This is a genomic window from Rania fehmarnensis (assembly GCF_056494185.1).
Genome location: NZ_CM151398.1, coordinates 6,180,273 through 6,204,364, shown reverse-complemented (window position 1 = coordinate 6,204,364; position 24,092 = coordinate 6,180,273). Strand labels below are relative to the sequence as shown.

Annotated in this window: 21 protein-coding genes; 16 read left to right on the top strand and 5 right to left on the bottom strand. The window is 55.6% G+C overall.

Annotated features, from left to right (window positions below):
* Positions 1 to 41 precede the first annotated feature (41 nt).
* Entirely contained in the window at positions 42 to 740 is a 699-nt protein-coding gene (locus SH573x_RS21260; RefSeq protein WP_479349786.1) for a response regulator, read from the top strand.
* A 51-nt stretch (positions 741 to 791) separates the two neighbouring features.
* Here SH573x_RS21260 and SH573x_RS21255 read toward each other — a convergent pair whose 3' ends face one another.
* On the bottom strand, positions 792 to 1,787 hold the full coding sequence (locus SH573x_RS21255; protein WP_479349785.1) for a PfkB family carbohydrate kinase: 996 nt from the start codon (positions 1,785 to 1,787) through the stop codon (positions 792 to 794).
* Between the two features lie 139 nt (positions 1,788 to 1,926).
* A complete protein-coding gene (locus SH573x_RS21250; RefSeq protein WP_479349784.1) occupies positions 1,927 to 2,595 on the bottom strand; it encodes a bifunctional 4-hydroxy-2-oxoglutarate aldolase/2-dehydro-3-deoxy-phosphogluconate aldolase in 669 nt (222 codons plus the stop codon).
* Between the two features lie 334 nt (positions 2,596 to 2,929).
* On the opposite strand from SH573x_RS21250, the gene SH573x_RS21245 reads away from it, so the two are divergent.
* The 10 genes from SH573x_RS21245 (at position 2,930) to SH573x_RS21200 (ending at position 13,336) form a co-directional block, all read left to right on the top strand.
* The gene (locus SH573x_RS21245; protein WP_479349783.1) at positions 2,930 to 4,741 is read left to right on the top strand and encodes a hypothetical protein; all 1,812 of its coding nucleotides are present in this window, start codon (positions 2,930 to 2,932) and stop codon (positions 4,739 to 4,741) included.
* A gap of 49 nt (positions 4,742 to 4,790) precedes the next feature.
* Positions 4,791 to 5,819 carry a sugar phosphate isomerase/epimerase family protein gene (locus SH573x_RS21240; RefSeq protein ID WP_479349782.1) on the top strand — a complete coding sequence of 343 codons (1,029 nt, stop codon included), beginning with the start codon at positions 4,791 to 4,793 and terminating at the stop codon, positions 5,817 to 5,819.
* The gene (locus SH573x_RS21235) at positions 5,816 to 6,556 is read left to right on the top strand and encodes a CPBP family intramembrane glutamic endopeptidase (RefSeq protein WP_479349781.1); all 741 of its coding nucleotides are present in this window, start codon (positions 5,816 to 5,818) and stop codon (positions 6,554 to 6,556) included. Before SH573x_RS21240 ends, SH573x_RS21235 begins: the two co-directional genes overlap by 4 nt.
* A 42-nt stretch (positions 6,557 to 6,598) precedes the next feature.
* A complete protein-coding gene (locus SH573x_RS21230; RefSeq protein WP_479349780.1) occupies positions 6,599 to 7,867 on the top strand; it encodes an O-antigen ligase family protein in 1,269 nt (422 codons plus the stop codon).
* 297 nt (positions 7,868 to 8,164) lie between these two features.
* On the top strand, positions 8,165 to 9,115 hold the full coding sequence (locus SH573x_RS21225) for a hypothetical protein (RefSeq protein WP_479349779.1): 951 nt from the start codon (positions 8,165 to 8,167) through the stop codon (positions 9,113 to 9,115).
* Between the two features lie 90 nt (positions 9,116 to 9,205).
* A complete protein-coding gene (cysK, locus tag SH573x_RS21220) occupies positions 9,206 to 10,147 on the top strand; it encodes a cysteine synthase A (RefSeq protein WP_479349778.1) in 942 nt (313 codons plus the stop codon).
* Between the two features lie 175 nt (positions 10,148 to 10,322).
* Complete coding sequence (locus SH573x_RS21215) at positions 10,323 to 11,003, top strand: DOMON domain-containing protein (RefSeq protein ID WP_479349777.1); 681 nt, start codon at positions 10,323 to 10,325, stop codon at positions 11,001 to 11,003.
* The gene (locus SH573x_RS21210) at positions 11,000 to 11,359 is read left to right on the top strand and encodes a 4a-hydroxytetrahydrobiopterin dehydratase (RefSeq protein ID WP_479349776.1); all 360 of its coding nucleotides are present in this window, start codon (positions 11,000 to 11,002) and stop codon (positions 11,357 to 11,359) included. Before SH573x_RS21215 ends, SH573x_RS21210 begins: the two co-directional genes overlap by 4 nt.
* A gap of 54 nt (positions 11,360 to 11,413) precedes the next feature.
* A complete protein-coding gene (hemG, locus tag SH573x_RS21205; protein WP_479349775.1) occupies positions 11,414 to 12,859 on the top strand; it encodes a protoporphyrinogen oxidase in 1,446 nt (481 codons plus the stop codon).
* 102 nt (positions 12,860 to 12,961) lie between these two features.
* Positions 12,962 to 13,336: a hypothetical protein gene (locus SH573x_RS21200; RefSeq protein WP_479349774.1), complete on the top strand. Its 375-nt coding sequence runs from the start codon at positions 12,962 to 12,964 to the stop codon at positions 13,334 to 13,336.
* Between the two features lie 103 nt (positions 13,337 to 13,439).
* Here SH573x_RS21200 and SH573x_RS21195 read toward each other — a convergent pair whose 3' ends face one another.
* A complete protein-coding gene (locus tag SH573x_RS21195) occupies positions 13,440 to 15,383 on the bottom strand; it encodes a sensor histidine kinase (RefSeq protein ID WP_479349773.1) in 1,944 nt (647 codons plus the stop codon).
* A 335-nt stretch (positions 15,384 to 15,718) separates the two neighbouring features.
* On the opposite strand from SH573x_RS21195, the gene SH573x_RS21190 reads away from it, so the two are divergent.
* Positions 15,719 to 17,380 carry an SHD1 domain-containing protein gene (locus tag SH573x_RS21190; protein ID WP_479349772.1) on the top strand — a complete coding sequence of 554 codons (1,662 nt, stop codon included), beginning with the start codon at positions 15,719 to 15,721 and terminating at the stop codon, positions 17,378 to 17,380.
* Between the two features lie 112 nt (positions 17,381 to 17,492).
* Here the strand turns inward: SH573x_RS21190 and SH573x_RS21185 are convergent, their stop codons facing one another.
* Entirely contained in the window at positions 17,493 to 18,626 is a 1,134-nt protein-coding gene (locus SH573x_RS21185; protein ID WP_479356781.1) for an amidohydrolase family protein, read from the bottom strand.
* A gap of 182 nt (positions 18,627 to 18,808) precedes the next feature.
* On the opposite strand from SH573x_RS21185, the gene SH573x_RS21180 reads away from it, so the two are divergent.
* The gene (locus SH573x_RS21180; protein WP_479349770.1) at positions 18,809 to 21,064 is read left to right on the top strand and encodes a serine/threonine protein kinase; all 2,256 of its coding nucleotides are present in this window, start codon (positions 18,809 to 18,811) and stop codon (positions 21,062 to 21,064) included.
* A 10-nt stretch (positions 21,065 to 21,074) separates the two neighbouring features.
* Entirely contained in the window at positions 21,075 to 21,308 is a 234-nt protein-coding gene (locus tag SH573x_RS21175; protein ID WP_479349768.1) for an acyl carrier protein, read from the top strand.
* A gap of 159 nt (positions 21,309 to 21,467) precedes the next feature.
* Here SH573x_RS21175 and SH573x_RS21170 read toward each other — a convergent pair whose 3' ends face one another.
* On the bottom strand, positions 21,468 to 22,412 hold the full coding sequence (locus SH573x_RS21170; protein WP_479349767.1) for an AAA family ATPase: 945 nt from the start codon (positions 22,410 to 22,412) through the stop codon (positions 21,468 to 21,470).
* Between the two features lie 191 nt (positions 22,413 to 22,603).
* Between SH573x_RS21170 and SH573x_RS21165 the strand changes: the two genes are divergently transcribed.
* The gene (locus tag SH573x_RS21165) at positions 22,604 to 23,110 is read left to right on the top strand and encodes a hypothetical protein (protein ID WP_479349766.1); all 507 of its coding nucleotides are present in this window, start codon (positions 22,604 to 22,606) and stop codon (positions 23,108 to 23,110) included.
* Complete coding sequence (locus tag SH573x_RS21160) at positions 23,110 to 24,075, top strand: DUF1571 domain-containing protein (protein ID WP_479349765.1); 966 nt, start codon at positions 23,110 to 23,112, stop codon at positions 24,073 to 24,075. The genes SH573x_RS21165 and SH573x_RS21160 overlap by 1 nt, the downstream gene beginning before the upstream one ends.
* Positions 24,076 to 24,092 lie beyond the last annotated feature (17 nt).

Sequence of the window (24,092 nt, the reverse complement as noted above, 5' to 3'; positions counted from 1 at the left end):
AGCCATGCGGGCTCCGGTAGCCTTGTTTGTCGACTGAATATATGCCGACTCCTAAGATCCTGATTGTTGAAGACGACCACGCACTGTCGGAAGTGCTCGAATACAATCTGACCAAGGAAGGCTACGATGTCCATCGAGCCTACGAAGGCCGAGACGGACTAGTGCAAGCCCGGCTGAAGATGCCCGACATCGTGATTTTGGATGTCATGTTGCCGCTGGTCGATGGTATCGAAGTCTGTCGGCAACTGCGGGCCTCGGCCGAGACTCGCAACACCGTCATCATCATGCTGACGGCCAAGAGTGAAGAGGCGGATCAATTGGTCGGTTTCTCGGTGGGTGCCGATGACTACGTGTTGAAACCATTTAGCATTCGCGTCTTGATCGAACGTATTCGCGCCCTGCGGCGACGACGCGATGCGGCCGAACGCATTGATGATGACATCGTCACTTCGCAGCGGATCACCATCGATCGCCGACGCCATCGCGCCTTGGTCGATCAACAACCGCTCGAACTGACACGCAGCGAGTTTCGTTTGCTCGAGACGCTCATTCGTCAGCCCGGCCGGGCTTTCGACCGCAGCGAACTGATCGATGCCGCTCTGGGCGAAGACACGCTGGTGCTGGAGCGAACCATCGACGTTCACATTCGCGCTCTACGCAAAAAGCTCGGCGATTTGGCTGAGACCATCGAAACGGTGCGCGGAGTCGGTTACCGCTTCCGAGAAGATTTTGAAGCCTAAATCATCAATCATCAATCACAAATCGGCAATCGGCAATCGGCAATCACAAATCTATCTCGCCAGGCTCACACCTGCTCCGTTTCCGACGAGCGCTTCAACTTCGCTGCGCGAGACGATGGGCAAATCGCCTGGAATGCTGTACTTAAGAGCTGAGGTGGCAGCGCCCCAGCGCAGCGCCGTAGCCACATTGCCGTGGCTTTCCAAATAATGGGCTAAGAAGCCTGCACTAAAGGCATCGCCACCACCGAGCCGACCGACTTCGTCGGAATCAAAGATGCCTTCCACAAAGAATTGTCCCTTGGCAATGGCCGACGAACCCGTGCGACCACGCGTCATAATCCAGGTAGCTTGTGTGTAGCGCGAAGCCAGGGTTTCGAGGGCTGATTCGGGTTCATCCACTGCGGGCAAACCAAACAGCGTCTGCACGTCGCGATCTGGTATGAAAACCACATCCGCCAGCTGTAGCATGGCATGACAATGCTCTGCAGCGGCGGTGGGTGACCAGAGTTTGCTGCGGTAATTAATGTCAAAACTAACCAGCGCGCCGGATTGCTTAGATAGCTGCGCAGCCAGCATGGCCGTCTCGCGGGCTGCAGGACTGATGGCCAGCGTGATACCAGTCGTATGAAACAGTTTGAAACGTCCCGGTGCAAAGAGCTCGCGCGGCAATTCACTGGGCTGCATTCGACTCATGGCCGAATCAGCGCGATCGTAAATGACTTGGCTACCGCGTGGCGGTCCCGCTTCTTCCAGAAAGTACAAGCCGAGCCTGCCTTGTTCGGTCCAAACGATGTGGGTTGTATCGACACCGTGCCGAGCCAGTTCACCGCGGACCATGCGTCCCAGGGCGGTGTTGGGCAGACGCGATAGCCAGGTTGTCTTCAAGCCTAACCGGGCCAATCCGACCGCCGTATTCGATTCGCTGCCACCGACGTGCACTTGAAGTTGATCGGTGCCTTCCAATCGATTGCGACCGGGCGGAGTGAAACGCAACATGGTTTCACCGAAGGTCACTACGTCGTAGGTCGTCGCGCTGGAACTAGTCATCCACATAATCCTTGCTATCGGTAGCAAAACCCGTCAAGGGTTTCGTTCAGTACGTTTCAATTGGTAGCGGAACCCGTCAAGGGTTTCGTGCTGTAGGTTAGATTCAATTCAATTTATTCGAAAGCCTTGACGGGATCCGCTACGGACACTCGAAAGCCTTGGCGGCTTCCGCTACGAGGGCGGCGGCGGTGTTGGTAATGGCTTGCCACTGGCCGGCTTTGATCGCTTGAGGATCGACCAGGTTACCACCTATACCCAGGGCAACTGCACCGCATTGGAAGAAGGTGCGGATGTTGCTCAAATCCACGCCGCCGGTGGGCATTAGTTTTAGATAGGGCATGGGAGCCAGTACATCTTTAATGTAGCTGGGTCCAAGTTGGCGGGCTGGAAAGACCTTGACGACATCGGCACCGCACTGCCAAGCGTGGGCAATTTCGGTGGGAGTGTATGCACCGGGCATCACGGCCACGCCGGCCGCGTTGCAAGTTTGGATGATAACTTCATTGGTAATTGGGCTGACGATGAAGTCAGCACCGGCACGAAGCGCAGCGTCGGCTTCGTCGCGATTGCGGACGCTGCCGATGCCAATGACCGATGGATGGCCATCGTCCTGCAGCGCCTGTTTGACACTTGGCAGAATGGTTAGCGCGTCGGGATTGGTCAGGGTAAATTCTTGAGCCACGATACCGCCGGCTGCCAAAGCTCGACTAAGGGCGATAGCTTGAGAGAGATCGTCCAAGCGCACAATGGCGACAATGGGATGGTCTTGGATAAGCTGGAGAACTTGTGACTTCGTAAGTTGAGGCATCTTGTAAGCTTGAGTGGAATGGCGAAGGACTATCGCTTGTGGCGGTCTGGAGGGAGGGCCGAAGGACTTGAGAAAAATTCGTGCGCTTGGCCAAATTATTTCGCTTGCCCGTGGCTAACTGCGGCCTAAGATTCTACACGCATTCTTGCGGAATTCTCAGTGGAGTGCTGCGCACGTCATAACCTGCACATTCGTCGGGCGATGACAACCAGCTGCCGGAAAATTTTCGCAAAGACTGCAGAACCTGCACGGACGCATAGACACACTGGCCGGTTATCGCCTCAAGTAACAGCTGGTTGATCCGCCACCTTTGATGCTCCGTCGGAGTGCTTTAATGTTGATGCGCCAATTCGTACTGCTGAGTGGTTTGCTGGCCGGTCTATGGGTCGGCGCTCCCACGCGCACTGCCCAGGCGGGGCCACTGTTGGATTGGTTGTTTCATCGACCAGCCTACGGCCAGCCCGTTCCGGTGGGTGCACCGTACCCGGTGACCGCGGGCTATTCGCCTTATGCTACTGGCTACGCGCCGTATTCAACTGGCTACTCGCCCTACTCGACTGGCTATGCGCCTTATTCGACCGGCTATGCACCTAGCGCTCAGTACTCTACAGGCTACACACCTTATGGAGTGGCGTTGCCCGGCAGCGCCTATCGCTATTCGACTGGCTACACGCCCAGCACTAGCTATGCTGCGCCCAGTTACGGCACCTATTATGGATCGTCCGCGCCTATCGTAGGTGCTGGCGGTTATGGGTACATGGCCCAGCGACCAACCAATGACTCGCTGAACATGCCGCCCGCGGTGATGCCGCCCAATTCACCAGTGACACTGGTACCGGATTATCGCAGTACGGCCTCGCGAGTACCGGTGACCTATTATCGACCTGTGTTAACTACAGATCCGAACACAGGGGCACAAGTGGTTACCTTGGCTCCATGTAGTTCGTATGAATATCAAACTCAGCGCGTGCCAACCTGGGGATTGACGCAGGTCTTCAATGGCGGCGCAACGCTGCCAGGCACGGTGCCCAACGCCCCGCCGGTAGCTTCGCCGACCTACTCGCTGCCGCGCGGAGGAGTGCCGCTAGCTGGACCGATCGTTTCCACTCAGCCGTACTCGACTGCCTATGGTGCTTATCCAACCGCACCGACATCGACGGTGATGCCATTGAACTCGGTCCCCGGCAGTATCATTACACCGGCCGCGCCAGCGACGATACCAGCGACACCATACTCGAGTGGTTACTCGGGGTATGCCTCCAACTATGGTAACTATTCGACGATGCAGCCTCCGGCTTACGTGCCACCGCAGAGCAACTATCCGACGGTGCCCTACAGTGGCACAACCACTTATTACGGAAGTGGTTCCACCGGTGGTGGATCGACCGGGACTTTTGCGCCCGGTGCATCCGTGCCTTACGGTACCAATCCCTACCCGGCAACTGGTGCCACGGGATTGCCGCCACTGCAGTCGACGATCACGCCTGCAGCTCCCGGTGGTTATCCGCCTGCAGGGCTGAACGCGCCAGGGACGGTCATGCCACCGGGTGCACCTAGCAGCGACCCAGCCGCTGGTACCGTGCCATCGCTGCCACCGATTTTCAATTCGGGCGCACGCCTCGAATCCAAACCTCAACTGCAAAACATTGTGCAGCAACCGCTCAATAGCAGCCGCGGATTCAGTCCGTCGCCGACTCAGTCCCAGCCGCAATCAATCAACAACCAGAAGAGCGTGGACAGCGATGGATTGTTGCCAGTACCGGTACCGGTACCCGATGACTTTGATTTTCAACCGCGATGGAATCCAGGTCTGTTGAAAGAAAAAGATGCAACTGCCGCCATGGCACCTGCAAGCGATGTTCAGACTGCTTGGGGTTCCAAACCGATTCGTTGGGCTAGCCTGAAGCGAAGCAGCGTAATACAGCCCAAGTCAGAAATGCAGATTGAATTGCCGCCTGCGGAGTTCCGCGACAAGCCGCGAGCAATTGAGGCTCAAGTGAACATCGAGATTCCAGAAGTGAATTTCCCGCCTGTTCAACCTGCCGCTGCTCTGCAACCGGCTCAGCCACCTGCGCCACCGCAGGCTCAACCTAATGCTGCTCAAAAACCGCAGCTGCGATTGGATGTTTGGCAAGCAGTCAAGTGATGCAGTAAACTGACGGGTCCTTCATCCACCGCTTCCCAAGGACCCGCTCATGACCAACCTCACGCTTGCTCAAACTTGTTCGGTCAACCGTCGACAGCTAATGGCCATGTCATTGGCTGCTGGTACACTGGCCGTCGGGTCGACAACTACCGCTAACAACGTACTTGCGCAGTCGCTCAAGGCTGCCGATGAGCGCCGCGCCAGTCCCAAACGTTACAAGATGCGCAAGAGCATTAACCTGTGGGCATTTCCATATCCACAACGCATGACGTTGCTGGAGTGTCTGCAGTTGGCCAAGCGCGCGGGCTTTGATGCCATCGAACTGAACTACGATTTGGATAACGATCTCTCGCCAAAAGCTTCACCTAGCGATCTGGCCGCCATTCGGCAGCAAGCGGACAAGGTGGGTATTGAGATCAGTGGTCTATGTTCGTTTCTGTTTTGGCCTTATCCGCTTTCCAGTAATGACGCCGCCAAACGCAATCGCGGCGTCGAACTGGCCGGCTTGATGGCGCAAGCCGCGGGTCACATGGGCGTTGAGAATCTGTTGGTCGTGCCCGGCGCGGTCCACATTCCATGGCGTGACGACCATGAACCGGTGCCCAACAATGTATGCGAGCAGCGAGCCAAGGAGGCCGTTGCCGGGATGCTCAAGTCCGCTGAAAAGCACAAGGTCTCGTTGAACATGGAGAACATCTTCTTCAATGGATTCTTGATGACGCCCATGGAGATGAACGCGTTTGTCGACAGCTTTTCCAGTGAGCACATCCAGGTTCACTTTGATACCGGCAATATCTCGATGTTTCAGTTTGCAGAGCACTGGATACCGATCTTGGGCAAACGAATCAAGAACGTGCACTTGAAAGAGTTCACCAAGAAGGGCACTGACTACTCGCTTGAGACCTTTCGGCCGCTGCTTGATGGTACGACCAACTGGCCGACGGTTATGGATAACCTTGAAAGCGTGGGCTACGAAGGTTATGTGACTTTCGAGTATTTTCATCCGTATCAACATTATCCCGAAGCCCTGATCTATCAGACGTCCGATTCGCTCGATCGGATGCTCGGCCGCATATGAACGCAAAGATTCCCCAGGCCCCGATACTCTTGTTGATATTGGGCTTGAGTTTGCCGACGTTGGTAACCTGGATCTACTTTGATTTGTTGGCCACTTCATCGCCTGCGATTCAGCAAGCCGCTTATGCCGTCGGCAAGGCGATCCAGTTTGCGTTACCGCTTGTCGCCTGGTTTTACTTTTCCCGACCCAGCAAAGCGTCAGGTGAAGTAACTACGAGCCAGCAGTCGGTAAAGCTGCGCGAGAGCGTGGTGTGGGGATTGGGAAGCGGGCTAGCGATTGCAGCGACGATTCTGGCCACGTACCACTTTTGGCTTGTTCCGAGCGGTTTGGCTACTGGGGCCGTTGAAGCGGCGCGAGAAAAAATTGCGTCGATGGGGCTCAAAAGCCAAGGCATTTTTCTTGCGGTGGCGCTGTTTTATTCGTTATGTCACTCAGGATTGGAAGAATATTATTGGCGTTGGTTCGTCTTTAGGCATCTTGAAGGGCGCCTTAGCTTGGCAGGGGCCATCCTGGTTTCTAGTCTGGGATTCATGGCTCATCACGTGTTGGTCCTGGCTCGGTACTTCGGCTGGGCATCGCCACTAACGTATGGCCTGGCTTTGGGAGTGGCCGTAGGTGGAGCAATTTGGGCGGGACTGTATCGACGGAGCGGTAGCGTGCTCGGTCCTTGGATCAGTCACGCAGCAGTCGACGCCGCGATCTTTATGATTGCCTGGCAGATGATTGACTGGAATTAGGTGCCGCAATTAATAGGCGAAAGAACCATTGGGTGCCGCGGTATGCTTGCCTTGCCTGAACGAACAACTCGCATTCCAGCTGCCGTCTACTGGATCTGTTTCCTGATCATGATGGTTGGAGTCTTCTCTGGTCCGCTGGATATTGCCGAAGGCGTGACCACTCACGGGGAAGATCCCGTGCGTATAGGCAAGACCCCCAGCATCTTATTGAAATTGCTAAACGCGGTCGCGGCTGGTGGACTGGGCGTGTGGGGATTGGTCGCCTTGCCCAGAGCTCGAGCGTACCTGGTATCCATTCCAGGCATGCTGCTGTGTACCATCGCGCTGATCTTTGCGTTGACATGTTTGACCTCGGTGACCGGTTCATCGATTCCCATAACGATTGTATTCATAGCCTATCTGCTGTTTGTGCCGACGGCGTTAACCGTACTTCAACTGCGAGGTACGGCGGCAGCGACGCTGGCGGGCTGTTTGCTATTCACTGTGCTTTCGCTACTGCTGTACGTCCTGGTTCCGCGAATCGGAGTGTTTGTCGAAGAGTTCAATGACGGCGTGCGTATCGAGCGGCTGGGAGCGTTATCGCAGCCCAACCACACTGGGCGCACTGCCATGATGGGCTTTCTGCTCACGACATACTTTCTACGCCTGCGGTCGCTGAAGTGGTGGATGAGTGCTTTGTTGCTCGGGCTATTTATGATTGGTGGCGTGCTGGCGATGAGTCGAACGGCGCTACTGGCCGTGTTGATATGTCTGGTCATTTTGAATCTCGATCTACTCTTTACGCGGATCGGTGCTGCTCTCACCTGGTCGATGATGTTTGGTGGTGTAGCGATATTGTTTTTCTTGTTAGCCACGGGTCGCGAAGACATGGTCGCCAAGAAGTTGCTGGGAGCCGTGACCAAGACCGGCGACCTGGAGGAAGTAACTCAAGTCACAGGACGATATGACATCTGGGAGCGTGTGGTCAAACTGATTAAAGGCCGACCTCTCCAGGGTTATGGGATGGGGTCCAACAAAGTCATGCTGGTCGATCATTTGCAGTCGACGCATAACATTTTGCTGCATCCCACCCTGGCGGCTGGTGTGGGAGCCGGTGGCTTGACATTGTTGTTGTTGCTGTGGAATGCTTTTAACGCCATCAGTTATCCCAATCTGCTGATTCGCGCCCTATCGGCCTATTTGATAATCAGTGGACTAACGGAAGATACGATCTACGAAACTTTCCCGGGCCCTTGCACCCTTCTGTGGCTAGTCTGTTGTCTCTGGCCCATCAGCTACTATCGCGATGAGCAATCGGTCGTTCTCCAGTGATACTCCTTCACTAACCTCGTACAAGGTGGCTTTGGATGTACGGTCTTCATCCGAACGGTCTTCTCTGCGACCCTCTGCGTCTCTGCGTTGTATAAAAATGGAACCAACTAACGCATGGCTTGCGTACGTCGACTGAGCTTGTGTACTTGGTCGGTCGAGAATTGGTTAGCGGGTGCTGAGCGGCTGGGGACAGCCGCTCTACATTTACGCATATTCTTGGCTTGACCCTGACGCGTCATTTCACTAAAGGTACGCTGCAGGTCCTTCCCAATCGTTTCCCGTTAGGTCGATCCACTTATGTCACCAGCTGAGACTGCTGCCGACGATCTTCAACTGTTGGTGTGGTTGCCTACGTTTCGGCAAGGCGATTGGTTGGATGCTTGCTTGCTATACGGTGGTGGACACGAAATTGAGACGACTCAAGTTGCCTCCGCCCAGCAGATGGCTGGCCAGCTACGACAATACACATTCGATTTGTTGGTGTTCTGGTTCGAAGGCATGCAGGGACCGGCGCCTGCACTCTGCGAGCAGCTAACGGAACTCGCTGACCAATCGGCCTACGTGGCTTTGGGAATGCATGCTGCGGAAGGTTGGCAACATGCTTTGCTGAACAATGGTGCTGCAGCCTGTTTGGACATGGACTCGGCTGACCCAATTGCTCTGGTGCATGCCATTCGCAGCGCTTGTGAACTGGTTTCGCTGCGTCAGCAGAAAAAGCAATGGCTTGTCGAGCAACAGCGGGCACAGCAGCGCGATGCCCGCGATGTTCAGCGTTTGTTGGCAGGCCAACGTCAATTGGTCAGCCGGCTTGATCAACTGGGCAGTGGTCCGGGCGTAATCGGCCAGCCATTCAGCCTGGAATCGGATTTGGAATCGCTGCAAGCCAGCGATCAACAACTGTTGTCGACTCCGCTGGGGCACAGCTACTGCACGGTTCTGCAAAATTACGTTTTCGATGAAACGCAAGTATCCACAGCGGCCATGGCATTGCTGGCCGAGCATTTTTTGGCGACTGGATTACCCAGCAGCGATATCATGCGCATGCACCTGGCTGCGGTCACGCGCGTGACCATGCATGCCGGCAGCGGCGCGTTGCGACACTGCCTAGCCAGCGCCGATCGCTTTCTGGTGGAACTGTTGATGCGGTTGGTCGATCGTCGCGGCATGGATCTGACAGCATCCTCGAGCGAAGCTGCTGAGATTTCGGATCAAGTTCACGCGCGGACTAGCCCCCTGGCAGCAGCCTGATTCTCGGGTGAAAATACGGACACTGTGCGAATTGCGGCCCCCAAGCGCCCCAACGCGTCGGCTTCAGTCCCCTTTTCGAAATGGTCCAGTATGCCCCGTGGTAAGACATTTAACAGCGTGACACAAACCATTGGCGATACGCCGATGATCCGCATCAATCGCTTGATTCCCGAAGGCCAGGCGACGGTCTTTGCGAAGTGCGAGTTCTTTCAACCGCTCAATAGCGTGAAAGATCGTATCGGCGTAGCCATGATTGAAGCCGGTGAGCGTGACGGCAAGATCAACAAAGACACGCACATCATCGAACCGACCAGCGGCAACACCGGTATCGCCTTGGCTTTCGTATGCGCCGCCAAAGGTTACAAGTTGACCTTGACGATGCCCGAGTCGATGTCGGTCGAACGCCGCAGTTTGCTGCGCGCCCTTGGAGCCACCCTGGTGCTCACGCCTGCCGCTGAAGGCATGCGTGGAGCCATCGCCAAAGCCACGGAATTGGTCGGAACCAATCCCAATGGTTTTATGCCGCAGCAATTCGATAACCCCGCCAACCCCGCTGTCCATGAGGCCACCACAGGTCCAGAGATTTGGGAAGACTCAGGTCACGATATCGATGTCATCGTGGCAGGCGTCGGTACGGGTGGAACAATCACGGGTGTCACTCGGTACATCAAAGCTCGCAATCCCAACTTCAAAGCGATTGCCGTTGAACCCAAACACTCGCCGGTGATCAGCGGTGGACAACCTGGCAAGCATCGCATTCAAGGCATCGGGGCTGGCTTTGTGCCACGCAACCTGGATACTTCGCTAGTCGACGACGTCATTCAAGTGGACGACGAAGTCGCTTTTGAATGGGGTCGGCGCCTGGCCAAGGAAGAAGGCATCATGGCCGGCATCAGCAGCGGAGCCAACATGTGGGCCGCGGCGCAAGTCGCTGCTCGTCCAGAGTTCCGTGGCAAGCGCATCGTCACCATTATGTGCAGCTTGGGCGAACGTTACCTATCGACGCCGCTGTTCGGCGATGTCGCCGGCTAACTGTGGCATAGGCTTCCAGCCTGTGTCCTAGTGTGGCATAGGCTTCCAGCCTGTGTCCTAGTGTGGCATAGGCTTCCAGCCTGTGAACTTGTGTGGTATAGGCTTCCAGCCTGTGAACTTGTGTTACATAGGCTTCCAGCCTGTGTCCTCTTGAATTGCTCTAATACTCTTCGAAATGCTTGACGCATTCCGCTACCAATGGCCGGAGGACGGCAATTTGTTTGACCCAGCTCTGCTCTTTCGCACGCAGCTGCAACCGATTCGAACCAATCTTGAATTTGGCAAAGCCAATTGGCGCTTGCCTGCGGAAGCGGTGCTGCCCGATTTGGGCGTGTGTCTATCAGGGCAGAACAATTTTGCGCAGTTGCGTTTAGCGGTATCGGACAAGGCGCTGTTTATGACAGTCGAGGTGCGCGGCAAACGCCAGCTGCCCTGGTGTCGTGAATCTCGACTCGAAGATAGCGATGGACTGCACATCTGGATCGACACTCGCAACTCGCGCGATGTACACCGCGCAACTCGCTTTTGTCATCGTTTTGTTTTCGCGCCACTTGGGCGCGGCGCTAAAAACGAACGACCATTTGCCAGTTGGGCACCGATCAACCGCGCGCGTGAAAACTCACGACCGCCGACCGAAAAGCAACTCGATGTGCAGGCCACCTTAAAGGGAGCAGACTATGACCTCTGGGCCGCGATCTCCTGGCCCGCCTTAACCGGCTTCGATGCCAAAGACTTTCCCATCATCGGCTTCTACGCAGCGGTCGTTGATCGTGAACTGGGCTGGCAATCGCTTGGCCTGGCTCCGCCCTATCCAGTGGCCGAAGATCCCAGTTTATGGTTGGAGTTGAGTATATGAGTATCGAAATTCAATCGCTTGAACAACTGACTGAAAAGCGCTGCCAGGCATGCGAAGGCGGTGTGCCCAAGTATTCGCATGAGGAAGCCGTCAAACAACTCGAGCGATTGGGCGACTCATGGCAACTCAGCGATGATGGCCTAATGATCTCGCGCAAGTGGAAACTGAAGAACTTTGTCCAAGCCATGGAGTTGGCTAGTGAAATTGGCCGCCTGGCTGAAGAAGAACAACACCATCCCGACCTGCACATCACCGGTTACCGGATGTTGCGCGTCGATTTGACCACCCATGCCATCGGTGGTTTGAGTGAAAACGATTTTATATTGGCTGCCAAGATCGACCGCTTGGGTAAATGATCTGCCTCAAGCGATGCCTTGGCCGCGCGGTGAACAAGATTTGGATAACACAGGATGAATGATTCAGCTGTGCGCAGTGTGGCTGTCATAGGCGGCGGGATTGCCGGCTTGTCAGCTGCGCTGCATTTGAGTTGGAAGCGACCTCAGTGGCACATAGTCGTGCTGGAAGGCTCGTCCCGCAGCGGTGGAGTCTTGGAGACAATTTACGATCCACCGTATTTGATTGAACGCAGCGCGGACAACTTTGCTACGCTGATCCCCGATGCGCTCGAACTGTGCAAAGCCACCGGATATGTTGAGCACTTGACGGGCCCTCAGCCCGATGGACGGCAAGCCTTCGTGCTCAATCGTGGTCGAATACTGCCCATCCCCGTCGGTTTTAGTTTGGTGCAGCCCACGCGTATCTGGCCAATCCTGACCACCGGGACGCTCACTCTGCCTGGCAAGTTGCGTATGCTGAGCGAGTACTTTGTACCGCGACGCGAGTCGCACGAGGACGAGAGTTTGGAGAGCTTTGCCTCGCGGCGCTTGGGCCGGGAGGCATTCGAAAATTTGGTCGAGCCGATTGTCAGTGGCATCTTCACGGCGGATCCAGCGCGACTGAGTATGCAGGCCACGTTACCTCAGTTCGTCAAGATGGAGCGCGAACATGGTGGTTTGATTCGCGGCTATTTGGCGGCGCGACGCGAAGATTCCGCCGCCGTGGCGCGGAGAGCTAGCGGTGCCCGTTACGATCAGTTCATGGCGCCTAAACAAGGTATGAGCCACTGGATCGATCACTTGAACTCACAATTGCCATCTGGGTCGCTGAAACTGAACACACCGGTGCAATCAATTGAGCGCATATCACTGAATGCAAGCGCTACGACCAGTCCTGCGCGCTGGCAATTGACGACATCGGTCGGCACCGAGAGTTTTGATGGCGTCATCGTCGCACTGCCCACCCGCCCTGCTGCCAAGCTTCTACAACGTGTCGACGCTGAACTCGCCTCCAACCTGGCGGGAATTGAATATGCGTCCAGCGCTGTAGCCGTTGTTGTCGCCGATCGCAGTGACATCCAAGGCCGAGTCGATGGCTTTGGCTTGATCGTGCCCGCTAAAGAGCGCCGCCCAATTTTGGCCATCAGCTATTCCAGCAATAAATATGCGGGCCGTACACCTGATGATCAGTTGCTGCTGCGCATTTTTCTCGGCGGTGCCATGCATCCAGAGTTATTGGAACAATCCGATGAACGCCTGTTGGAAGTTGCGACCACTCAACTGCGTGAAGTGATCGGCTGGCAAGGTCACAAGTTTCGCTGGCAGGCATTGGTGCGTTGGAACCAGGCGATGCCACAGTACCACGTGGGGCACACGCAACGCGTAGCCAAAGTGATGGAGCAAGCTCAGCTGGCAGGTAGTTTGAGATTATGCGGCGCCGGCTACAGCGGTGTCGGCATTCCCCAAACCATTCGCTCAGCCCGCATCGCCGTCGAAGAACTAGTCAACGTCATGACCTAAGCCCCGGTTATTGCATTCATCGTCGCATTAGTTTACATATAAAGCAAGCGCAAGCCGAAAGAAGTCTTCTCGCGGCACTCTAATACCTCATTCCAGCCAGCATTGCAGAGTCGCTCACATGAACACACCGAAGAGGAACTGCGAGCGTTACTGCCAGGGTTAGCCTTCTTGCAGGCAACGCGGGAACTTAGTGAAATTCGTGAAGTAACGGAGCAAAAGCAAATGTACGATTCACGCGAGAAGGCTGCCTTGGATCTCCAGTCCGGATTGATCGACGCGCGAGAGCAAGGACTTGAGCAAGGACTTGAGCAAGGACTTGAGCAAGGACTTGAGAGAGGCGAAATCAAACTAATACGGACCCTTCAAGAGATCCTTGGCGAACCGATGACGACTGAGTCCGATCTCGGCCAGCATAGTCTGGAGCAGTTGCAATCGATAGCCGAAGAACTGCGCAGCCGAATTCTCCGTCGCTCCTAGGTGCCCTAGGTCCCTCAGCGTTTCAAAATTTCTCAACGCATTAGACGAAGGGGATTCGTCGATCGCCATAAAGGTACGTAGGTGAACGGCTAACGCCTGCGACTCATACTGAGTGAACTGGCTCGCCGAGCGAGGTGTTGTGGTAATGTCGTGGCAGCGTAACGCAGAAGATGCTGCCTTTGCCTACATGGCTGCTTAGGCTAATTTCTCCGCCGAGTAGCTTGCATAATTCTTTGACGATCGACAGGCCCAGACCAGTGCCGGAATACTGACGAGTCAGGTTGTCGCCTTGTAACAGGGCGTTACTTTGACGGAACTTTTCGAAGATGATTTCGAAATCTGTTTCGGGAATACCCACTCCGGTATCGGCAACAGTGATCTGAAAATAATCGGTTCCTTTGGTCCCCGTTGAAATCGTAATCAGACCACCTTCGGGCGTGAACTTGATCGCGTTGGAGAGCAAGTTATTGATGATCTGCTGGATCTTGGGTGCGTCCTGAAAGACCAACTGCAGTGAGTTGTCGGGTATCAACTGCACATCGATATTCTTGACTTCGGACAAACTGCGCATCATATCGCATTGAGCTTGCAAGACCTGGTTGATATCGAACAGCAGCGGTTTGACTTGCAGTTTCCCGGCTTCGATCTTGGCTAGATCCAGAATGTCGTTGATCATCTCCAACAACATCCGGCCGCTCTTTTGAATGTTAGCCGCATAGCGACGCTGCTTGTCGGTCAGCGAACTGATGTCTTGGAGAACATCGCTGAAACCGATAATGCTGTTGAGCGGGGTGCGCAGTTCGTGGCTCATGTTGGCGAGAAAATCGCTCTTCAGGCGATTGGCTTCGTACAGATGCAAGTTGGCCTGTGCAAGTTGATCGACTTTCAAATCCAAGGTTTGATTGAGACTCTGCAATTGCTGCTGGCTCTCAGTCAAGTGGCGTAGCATGCGGTTAAACGCGTCAGCCAATTCGCGAAACTCGTCATCAGTGTCGATCTGCGCGCGACGATCGAGTTTGCCACGAATGATCTCTTCGCTCACACCACGCAAGTGACGCAAGGGATAAACGACCAGTTTACGCATGATCAAATGCATCAGCATCAAGGTCACGGTCAAGGTGACCATGGCTACGGAGATCATCGTGGCCAGAATGCGGACTGACCACACAGTCGTCTCTTCTTCCGGCAACATGATGCGCATGACGCGAAAGGGAGTGACGTGTGAGGCACCGACCTTTCCGTGATGACATGATAGACAGACTTGGTTGAAACGGATTGGATGATAGTAGGTATACCAACCATCAACTGGCCCAAATTCGCGATAGAGCCCAGGATCATCTCTATCGGTGCTGGTGAATCGCGCGTCGGAATTTTCGGGCGCAGTGGCCGCTGCATTCGCGGCGGCGTCGATCGGCAGGGGATTGGCAGCTGGTGGATCATTGCCGCTGGCAGCGGAGGCTTCAATTCGGCCGGTCGAGTCTTTCGAGGTGTTCGGCACCGGGACTGCTGCAGTTGGTGTAGTTGGCAGCGAGGATGTAGCACCCGTCGAAAGTGGCGGGATGCCAGGTGGGGGCAAGGCGGGAGTTGTCAAATTGTCGGGCAGCCACTCGGACTCACGACGCCGAAATTCTGTTTCCAATCCAATCAACAACTCGCGTTCGCTGCCGGTAACCGGTTCGTTTAATCGATCGGGCAGCAAAAAATGACTGCTGGACATATCCAAGGATAAGACGCGGGCCTTGAATCGAGGATTGAAGATGAGCGACTCGTAGAGCTCTTTGCGAACGGTCGCATTGAAATTCTCGCCCTGCAAAGTCTGTTTCGGTTCGCGGGCATCGAAGTTGATCATGTGCACGTTGTAGACCTGCAACATGGCATAATCTTGTGCCACCCGCCGGGTGGTTTGCATCACCAGGCGCTGCGTGACTCGATGCATTACCCAGGAAGAAATGGTGACTGAGACCAGCAAAGTGGTACCAAAAAACAGAATACTCTTGCGTTCCAGCGTCCAACTTCCTGTTGCGCGGCGCAAAAGTTTAATCACCATACTTCGTATCCCTTTCCTCCCGTTGCCTGCGGAATTAGCATAGGCAGAACATTCTGCTCACTATATCGGTTCTGTGCCAAAGGTTGGGCCAACTGAGTTTGCCTTGTCTAACTTAAAGCGCACTATTGCATGATCCTAAACTCTACCCATTACGTACAGAGCGCGAAATCACGCAAACCAGCCGAATGGACGGCCGGATGCAGCTGGGTGGGGGATCGACCCAGGCCTCCCGAAATACGCTGCTTGCCCAAAGCAACGTTCGAGACTAGCATAAATCGATTCAGATTCTCGCCACACAAGTCTAACTTTGCATAGCACACTCGGAGACTTCTCCAATGACCAAGAGTTTTCGCTTCTGGGTACGTTGTCACACCGTGGCTTTAATGTGTGGCGTGTTGATCGTGAACCCAGTTTGGGCTGGCCGTGGACTGCGTGGCTGGTTCAAGAAACATCATGAACAAACCAACTGTTGCCCAGTTGAAACCAGTTGCCCCACGACTTGCGAAGTCGATCCATGTGAAGTCGAGTCCGCTCCGGTTTGCTGTGGCAGCGAAATGTCGGCACCAGTTGAAAGCAGCGGTTGCTGCGGCAGCTTGAGCGACGGCGTCATTAGCGAAGGCACCATCATTGAAGGCGCTCCAGCGCCGCATGTTGACTCGACGCCGATGATCGGTGGCGAGTCCGGTTCAATCGGCCAAATTATCGAGCCGGCTGATAATTCGGTACCGACTCCATCAACACCTGCCAGCCCATCCGACGCCGCACCGCCAGCAGTTGCCAACCCTCCCGCACCTGAGAACACCGCACCTTCGATCGTCGAACCCGAAGTCACCAAGATTCCGGAACAAACCGCACCAGCTGATCCGGCACCAGCGGAGCCAGCTCCCGCCGACCCGTTTGGCGCACCAGCACCAGCCGATCCAGCACCAGCCGATCCAGCACCAGCCGATCCAGCACCAGTAGATCCAGCACCAGTAGATCCAGCACCAGCCGATCCAGCACCTGCCGATCCGTTTGGCGCACCAGCGCCGGCTGATCCAGCACCTGCTGATCCAGCGGCTGCCGATCCGTTTGGCGCACCAGCACCTGTTGAACCAGCGGACCCAGCGCCTGCCGATCCATTTGGCGCGCCAGCTCCAGCCGATCCTGCACCTGTTGATGCTGCACCTGTTGATGCTGCACCTGTTGATCCTGCTCCAGCTGACCCGTTTGGCGCTCCAGCGGCACCAGCCGACGCTGCACCAGCCGACGCTGCACCGGCCGATCCGTTTGGTGCGCCAGCTGATCCTGCTCCGGCTGATCCTGCTCCGGCTGATCCTGTTCCGGCTGATCCATTTGGCGCACCTGCAGCGCCAGCTGGCGATGCACCAGCCGATCCATTCGGTGCACCAGCTGCTCCGGCCGGCGATGCACCAGCCGATCCATTTGGTGCGCCTGCAGCGCCTGCTGGCGATGCACCGGCAGATCCGTTTGGCGCGCCAGCTGCGCCTGCCGATGACGCTGCACCCGCCGACCCGTTTGGCGCGCCAGCACCTGGTGCCAACAATATCAAAGTCGATGACCTGTTCGGCTCTAACTTTGATCTGGAAGAAGGCGAGTTGGCGGAGTCGACGACTGAAGAAGCAGCCGTGGAAGACACATCTACCGAAGAGTTGGTAGAGCTGCTCACTTCGCCTGAGCCGGTTGTCGAGCAAACAATCGAATCGACTGAGACCGAACTGGCCAGCGCACCGGCGGTTGAACCACCGGTCGCCCAAGCCGATTCAGATGATGAATTTGCCAGCTCGCCAGTGCGTACTTGGCGCGACAATACCGGCACTTTCGAAGTCACCGGTCGATTGGTAGTCGTGATGCCTGACAAAGTGCGATTGCTGAAAGACAATGGCCGCTTCACCACGGTTCCCATGCGTCGACTGAGCGACGGTGATCGTCAGTATGTCGAACAAGCCGTAGCCAAGAAGAACAACCAACCAGCCAAGTTCATCTCGGTCAAGTAGCGTCGGTTTGCTTTCGTCGTAGCCGAAGTCGCCAGACTTTGGAATCTTGGTAGCCACCGTCGCCAGACGGTGGACGAATAGAGTTTGATTATCCACCGCTTGGCAGCGGTGGCTACGGGTACAATCGCTCTTTCACTCCAGGGATGACGCGCGCTGCGTTGCCGCTATATATCTTCTTGAGCGCTTCGTCGGGCAGGTCAACTCCATAGATCTGCCAGAAACCCTGAGGGGGATACTCTTTCTCTGAGTAGGGAAAATACTGGTCGCGCGTTTCCAGAAAGCGCCAGTAGCGACTGTAACGCAGTTCGGGCCACGGACCATCGGTGCCAAAGAGGACGCGATCTTGATACTTGATCAGGAAGTCGCGCGCTGTGTACGGTTGACGACCAAGTTCGCTGATGCGCGAGGCCAGTTCGACGACCATGTTGGGGTAGCGATCGAGCCACTGGCTGACCTGCTGCAGATCCTCGGCATCGTTGGCCATATGTGCCGCGATGAAAGTAGTTTGCGGATGATCGGCGATAATGTGATTGCGCGCGGCATGCAGTTGGGCGCGATCCGGAAACTTGTCGGACGGAAAGTGCCAATCGGGGTGACGCGATAACTCCTCATAGCGTTCGTTCTCCGGCGTGATCGGTTCAAAGAACGCGCTGGGGTCGGCCGTGTGCATGATTACTGGCAAGCCCTGCCGACCGCAGGCTTCCCAAATGGGATACCAACGCGGGTCGTCGATCTTGATCAGCGAGCCATCGGGGTTGCGATACTCCAGTCCCAACTGTTTGAAAACTTTCAAACCGCTTATGCCGCGCGCCTTGGCATCTTCCAGTTGCATGACTACGCGATGCGCGAAGTCAGCTCGCTGACAATCCCAGGTGGCGGGCTGGTCGGCTGCGCCTGATCCCTGCCAATCGATATTGGCGTAGATCACAAACCGACTGCGATGTTTGGTCCATAAATAGTCGATATGCTCAGTGAGTTTATCGCCCAGCCCGCCATCCAAACTCACCGCGACTGCGATATTGTTGCGATCCATCAAGCTCACAAACGCCTCCAGTGCATCAGGGTCATGACGCAAGCGGATGCGAAAGTGGCTATGACAATCCACTACGGGAAATCGCGCCGCGGCGAGCTCAGTATGCGGCACCTTCAAACTGGTTTTCGGACGAAACTTGGCCAGAGGTAAATCGGCTTCTTGAGCTTGGACGGATTGCCCAGTTTGCCAAATGGACAAAATCACAGCCAGCATGAGTTTCCGTAAATCGAAGTTGGACATTTTTACATTCTAAACATTTGAAAACAGAGAACGGAGTTCTGTCGACGGAAATCTGACGGTTGAGGAGTGCAGACAGCAGCCTGAAACTGGTCAACACACTAGAATACGAGTGCCAGCCCTTGGGCCCTTTCGTCCGCCGAACCCCCGAATTCTGCATGTCCTCTGATTTTACCCAGCAACAGACCGTTGGCGAATTGCGTCAGGCGGAACGTTTAAGCCTTCAAGCGACCGTGCCACCGGCCGAGGTGCCCGGGGTTCGCATCGAACGCCTGGTAGGCCAGGGCGCATTCGGCCAGGTCTGGATGGGCCGTGATCTCAATACAGGTCGCGAAGTAGCTATAAAGTTCTATTTGCATCGCGGCGGAGTGAATTGGTCGCTCTTGGGCCGCGAAGTCAAACACCTGGTCAATATGTCGACCGGACGTTTCATTGTTCAAGTTCTAACCGTGGGGTGGGAGGCCGAGCCGCCTTACTACGTCATGGAGTACTTGGAAAACGGTTCGCTCGAAGACCTGATTCGGCGGCGCGGACGACTGGGTGTTAATGAGTCGGTCGCACTATTTCGCGAAGTGGCCGAAGGACTCAATTATGCTCACGGCAAAGGTGTCCTGCATTGCGATTTGAAACCAGCAAATATTTTGTTGGACCACGATTGGCGTCCACGCCTGGCTGACTTTGGTCAAAGCCGGATGTCTCACGAGCAATCACCTTCCTTGGGCACGCTGTTCTACATGGCTCCCGAGCAAGCCGATTTGGCTGCCTCGGCCGACGCCCGCTGGGACGTTTATGCGCTGGGCGCGATCTTGTATACCATGCTGGTTGGTGCCCCGCCTTACCGCAATCCTGAAGTTGTGGAAACGCTCGATTCGGCAGACTCACTACCGGCGCGCCTCGAACGATATAGAACGGTGATCTACGATTCACCGGTTCCCAAGCACCATCACAAACAAGCTGGCGTCGACAAGGCTCTCTACCAAATCGTTGATCGCTGCCTGGCTAAGCAACCCGCCGAGCGTTACGCCAACGTACAACAGGTATTAGAGGCGATCGCGCGTCGCGATTCCTCGCGCTTTCGGCGGCCGCTGTACTTGCTCGGGATCGTCGGCCCGCTGTTGTTGTTGCTGATGATGATGCTGTTCTTCTTGCGAGGGATCGCGGTAGCCAAAGGCGAATCGCTCGCGCGTGTGGAACAATGGGCGCAGCGTAGCAATGAGTTTGCTGCCAAGTTTGCGGCCCGCACTTTAGAAAGCGAAATAGCATCGCTGTTCCGCTTGGTGGCCGATGAAGCCGATCGCGGGCGACTAGCGCAGTTCCTTAGCGCGACAGTCGCAAACAATAGGGAGTTCTTGAACTCACTGGCCCAAGGCCATGCCGAAGACAAGCAACGCGATTCCTTCTTGCGATCCGATAGCCGCATGCAATTGGAACAGTACCTGGCGCAGAGGCTAAATGAAGTTGCGCATCGCATGCCCAATAAGGACCAGGCTGCTATTTTCAGCAGCATCTTTGTGCTGGATGCTCAAGGCAACAACTTAGGCATCTCGTTTCTGGAAAGCCAAGACCGATTAGAGAAGAGTCCCGTTTCACGCAACTTCGCGTATCGCAGTTACTTTACGGGCTTGCGCGCGGACTTGCCTCCAAACTCTCCTCATCAACCTCCGACGGAGCATTCGCATTTCTCGGCGAGTTTTCGCAGTACGAGCACTGGGAAATGGAAGGTCGGCATTAGTTGTCCGATCTGGCCCGCAGAAACCGCAGAGACCGACCCCGAAGTAGGTAAAAATGAGGCAACTGCCAAGCCCCAACCGTTGGGTGTGCTGGTGCTGACGATCAACCTGGGCGACTTCCAATTATTGGCGGGCGAAGAGGAGGACGACGACAAGAATCGTTTGGCCGTGCTGGTCGATGGTCGCGAAGGAAACCAACAAGGCACGCTGTTGCAGCATCCATTACTAACCGATTTGTCCTCGCAGGCCTCGAGCGTGCGCGAGGCCATGTTGATTCCCCCCATTGATCCGCGCCAGCTAACCAAGCTTCGTAGCGAGGGCATGCGAAATTATCTTGATCCGGCCGCCCAACATCCCGACGGTGAAATTTATAAAGGGGAGTGGATCGCCGCTATCCAGCAAGTTGCGCTACCCAGTCTGGACCAAGGCCACGCAGGCCGAGGCACCGATCTGTGGGTCCTGGTCCAAGAGCGAGCCAGTCGAGCTCAAGATCCCGTACATCAGCTCGGAAATCGACTGCAGAATGAGAGCATGATCGCCTTGGTAACCGTCGTGTTGGTTATCTGTGTACTATGGTATTTTGTATTTCGGCTTAGCGAAGTACGCGATTTTTCACCGTCTGGGTCTGTCACGCCAAATACGCTAAACTACCCCGTTCTCAAATCTACCGTAGATCACGATTAAGGGACGCTCAGTGGAAACGATCGAAAGTGTGTTGCTCAAGCAGTTGGCCGACAAGTTCGGCGGACAGCCTCAATTGAGCGACTCGTTGATCCTGGTAGGCGTCGATTCGGTAGGCATGGCCGAACTCACTTTCGAAATAGAAAAACAATTTGGCATCAGCGTCGACGATGAAGTCCTGGAAGTCGATACCGTGCAAGATCTGGTCAACTACATCCGCCAACGCCAACAAAGCGCAGCCCAGTAATACTCGCGTAGCGGAATGCGTCAAGCATTTCGAATGTCGTAGCGGAATGCGTCAAGCATTTCGAACTGCATTTCCAAACGCGATATCAAACCTCGAAAGCCTTGACGGCTTCCCCTACATGAGCCTCGAAAGCCTTGACGGCTTCCGCTACGGAGGGCGTTACTCGTCGTCGTGATCGGGGTGCAGTGGATCATCGCTGTCGAAAAAGAAGTCGCCTAGTCCCAGCGGCAAACTGTTGGCACCCAGTTCGCGCGAACGACGTTTGGCTAGCGCGTCGAGGTTGAGCGCATCTTCGCCCAGGCAGTACTTCAGGGCTTCATGCCAGGCCTGATCTTTACTGATGGGATGATCCTTCTCCTGCGCCAATCGCTTGAGCGCGAATCGCAACATGTTCAGGCCATCGCGTGCTGAAAAGTCCAGTTTCAATTGATGCGAGCGTTGCAGAAACTCGACCGTCAACGCCAACATCTCGGGTTCGGCAAATGGCAGGTGATACTGCAAAATCGCCAATTCATCTTGGCGCGTCGGAAAACCCAAGGGAAGAGTCGGTTGTAGGCGCGACAGGATATAGTCGGGAATCTCATACGTCGAATCGTCTTGATTCATCGTTACTGCGCAGCGGAAATCACGATGCGCATGAAGCACCACGCCGGCGACGATTGATTCCACATAGCGACGTTGGTCCAGCAGTGGTGCCAGACTGGCCCACGACTTTTCGTTCATGCGGTTGCCTTCGTCCAGCACACACACGCCACCGCGCAGCATGGCCGTTACCAGCGGCGACGCGTGATAGGCGATCTTGCCATCGTGGCTGAGCACCGGCGTAACCAGCAGGTCTTCGGGGCGTGTGTCGGCGGTGCACTGGAATACGTACAGCTCCTGCCCACGCAAGCGGGCTGCGGCCATTGCCAAAGCGGTCTTGCCGATACCGGGCACGCCAACCAGACGTGGGGACAGCGGCAAGTCCATTTGATCGACCACCAACCAGCAAGCCAGCAGCTGATTGAGTATCTCGCGTTGACCGATCCAATCATGCTCGTTGCTCAGCGGCGCGCTGAGTTTCAACTGCACGGAATCGATCTGCACAACGTTTTCGGACTTCATAGGCTACAACAGTCAACGTGTCGAAGGGCGGGTTTTGGGCTCTGTCTTTACCCAGTCAATCTAATCTGACCGCGCACCGAGGCACAAGACCACGTCGCATCCCCGGCACCCTAAATGAATGCCCAGATAGATGCGCACCGCCGCTCAGAAGTGCAGATTGTCGACGCACGCTACGTTAAAATGGAGGCATCATGAAAACGCAGAACTTAAATCCGATCGATAACTACCTGGCCGGTAGCTGGGAAGCACTAGGCAACGGCGCGCCTGTACTGGTGGCGTTGGCTCAGATGTGCAGTCATACCTGGACGCGTGAGGCGCTCGATTCGGCCAGTCAGTCGTCACCGACCCTCGAAGGGCTTAGCGGCGAAGCGCAAGCGATTCTCTTCGCAGCCAAACAGCGTGGCATCATCGAACTGAAAGCGGTCAACACCGCCTTTGATGCCGCTGCGCGCTTGCTGGCTGTCTACGTCGAGGAATCGGACGAACGCACCATTGCTTTCCGCGATGGCCGCAAACCTGAAATCACGGTGCGATTTCTGGACGGTTTTCGCCAGCTGTGCCAACGTGGACTGGTGATCCACCATATCTTCCGCGACTTTTCACTTTCGCCACGCGGGTTCGAATTGGCACAAACGGTGCAGCAGGCTGCTGTGCAAAGTTACTTGGACATGGCTACAGAATTCGGGCTCCACGACTAATGACAGCAGCAACCACCAACCGGCCAGCCGAGCGATTCGTATGGCTAATGTGCAGTACGCTTGTCGGGCTGATGTGCCTGGCCATGGTTGGCCTTTCGCCCTCCACTCCGAAAGAAAGTCTGGTTGATCAACTGGTCAAACAGACACCTGTTCAATCTCCCAGTCCTTCACTTGAGCTTGGCAATGATGCTTCCGGTTCTGGCGCGACTGCTGCCGGCGAAATTCAAGATGATGCCAACGCATCGGCCCACGCGCTGGATCCCGTCTTACAGATTGCCCGCGATTCTCTGACCCGCTTTCGCAGCCAAGTAAACGACTACAGTGGTGTTATTCTCAAGCGTGAACGCATCAGCGGCAGCTTGGGCGGCGAAGCTCGCATGGAATTCAAGATTCGCACGCGCCGCCTGGAAGGTGACAAACTTGTAAGACCACTGCAAGTCTATTTGAAGTACCTCGATCCCTGGCTCTCGCGCGGGCGTGAAGTTATCTGGATCGAGAACGCCAACTCCGGCAAACTGGTGGCCCACGAAGGCGGCTTGAAGAACGTCATGCGTGTCTCCTTAGCGCCTGCCGACAACCTGGCCATGATGGGCAACAAGTACCCAATCACCGAGATTGGCTTGGAGAAACTGATCGAAAAACTGATTGAAAAGGGCGAACGAGACAAATTGGCTGGACCGTGCCAGGTCACTATTACCGAGGGTTTCGAAGTTGGCGGTAGAAAGTGCCAGCGCATCGAGGTTGCTCATCCCACTCCCGATCCACGCTTTGATTTCCACATCGCGCAGATCTTTATCGACATCGAGCGTCAGATACCACTGCGTTACGCGGCTTACCTCTGGCCTGAAAAACCCGGTACCCCGCCGCCACTGGAAGAGGAGTATACTTATACCGATGTGAAATTGAACGTCGGCTTTGTGGATCGCGATTTTGATCCTGAGAACCCGGCCTACAACTTTCCTTGACAAGAGCCGGGAGTCTG

Coding starts and splice junctions, on each gene's coding strand:
- hemG (WP_479349775.1), top strand. CDS start 11,414: ATGAATGATTCAGCTGTGCGCAGTGTGGCTGTCATAGGCGGCGGGATT.
- SH573x_RS21165 (WP_479349766.1), top strand. CDS start 22,604: ATGAAAACGCAGAACTTAAATCCGATCGATAACTACCTGGCCGGTAGC.
- SH573x_RS21230 (WP_479349780.1), top strand. CDS start 6,599: ATGCTTGCCTTGCCTGAACGAACAACTCGCATTCCAGCTGCCGTCTAC.
- SH573x_RS21170 (WP_479349767.1), bottom strand. CDS start 22,412: ATGAAGTCCGAAAACGTTGTGCAGATCGATTCCGTGCAGTTGAAACTC.
- SH573x_RS21215 (WP_479349777.1), top strand. CDS start 10,323: ATGCTTGACGCATTCCGCTACCAATGGCCGGAGGACGGCAATTTGTTT.
- SH573x_RS21235 (WP_479349781.1), top strand. CDS start 5,816: ATGAACGCAAAGATTCCCCAGGCCCCGATACTCTTGTTGATATTGGGC.
- SH573x_RS21225 (WP_479349779.1), top strand. CDS start 8,165: ATGTCACCAGCTGAGACTGCTGCCGACGATCTTCAACTGTTGGTGTGG.
- SH573x_RS21180 (WP_479349770.1), top strand. CDS start 18,809: ATGTCCTCTGATTTTACCCAGCAACAGACCGTTGGCGAATTGCGTCAG.
- cysK (WP_479349778.1), top strand. CDS start 9,206: ATGCCCCGTGGTAAGACATTTAACAGCGTGACACAAACCATTGGCGAT.
- SH573x_RS21260 (WP_479349786.1), top strand. CDS start 42: ATGCCGACTCCTAAGATCCTGATTGTTGAAGACGACCACGCACTGTCG.
- SH573x_RS21255 (WP_479349785.1), bottom strand. CDS start 1,787: ATGACTAGTTCCAGCGCGACGACCTACGACGTAGTGACCTTCGGTGAA.
- SH573x_RS21190 (WP_479349772.1), top strand. CDS start 15,719: ATGACCAAGAGTTTTCGCTTCTGGGTACGTTGTCACACCGTGGCTTTA.
- SH573x_RS21195 (WP_479349773.1), bottom strand. CDS start 15,383: ATGGTGATTAAACTTTTGCGCCGCGCAACAGGAAGTTGGACGCTGGAA.
- SH573x_RS21160 (WP_479349765.1), top strand. CDS start 23,110: ATGACAGCAGCAACCACCAACCGGCCAGCCGAGCGATTCGTATGGCTA.
- SH573x_RS21210 (WP_479349776.1), top strand. CDS start 11,000: ATGAGTATCGAAATTCAATCGCTTGAACAACTGACTGAAAAGCGCTGC.
- SH573x_RS21240 (WP_479349782.1), top strand. CDS start 4,791: ATGACCAACCTCACGCTTGCTCAAACTTGTTCGGTCAACCGTCGACAG.
- SH573x_RS21245 (WP_479349783.1), top strand. CDS start 2,930: ATGTTGATGCGCCAATTCGTACTGCTGAGTGGTTTGCTGGCCGGTCTA.
- SH573x_RS21250 (WP_479349784.1), bottom strand. CDS start 2,595: ATGCCTCAACTTACGAAGTCACAAGTTCTCCAGCTTATCCAAGACCAT.
- SH573x_RS21185 (WP_479356781.1), bottom strand. CDS start 18,626: ATGCTGGCTGTGATTTTGTCCATTTGGCAAACTGGGCAATCCGTCCAA.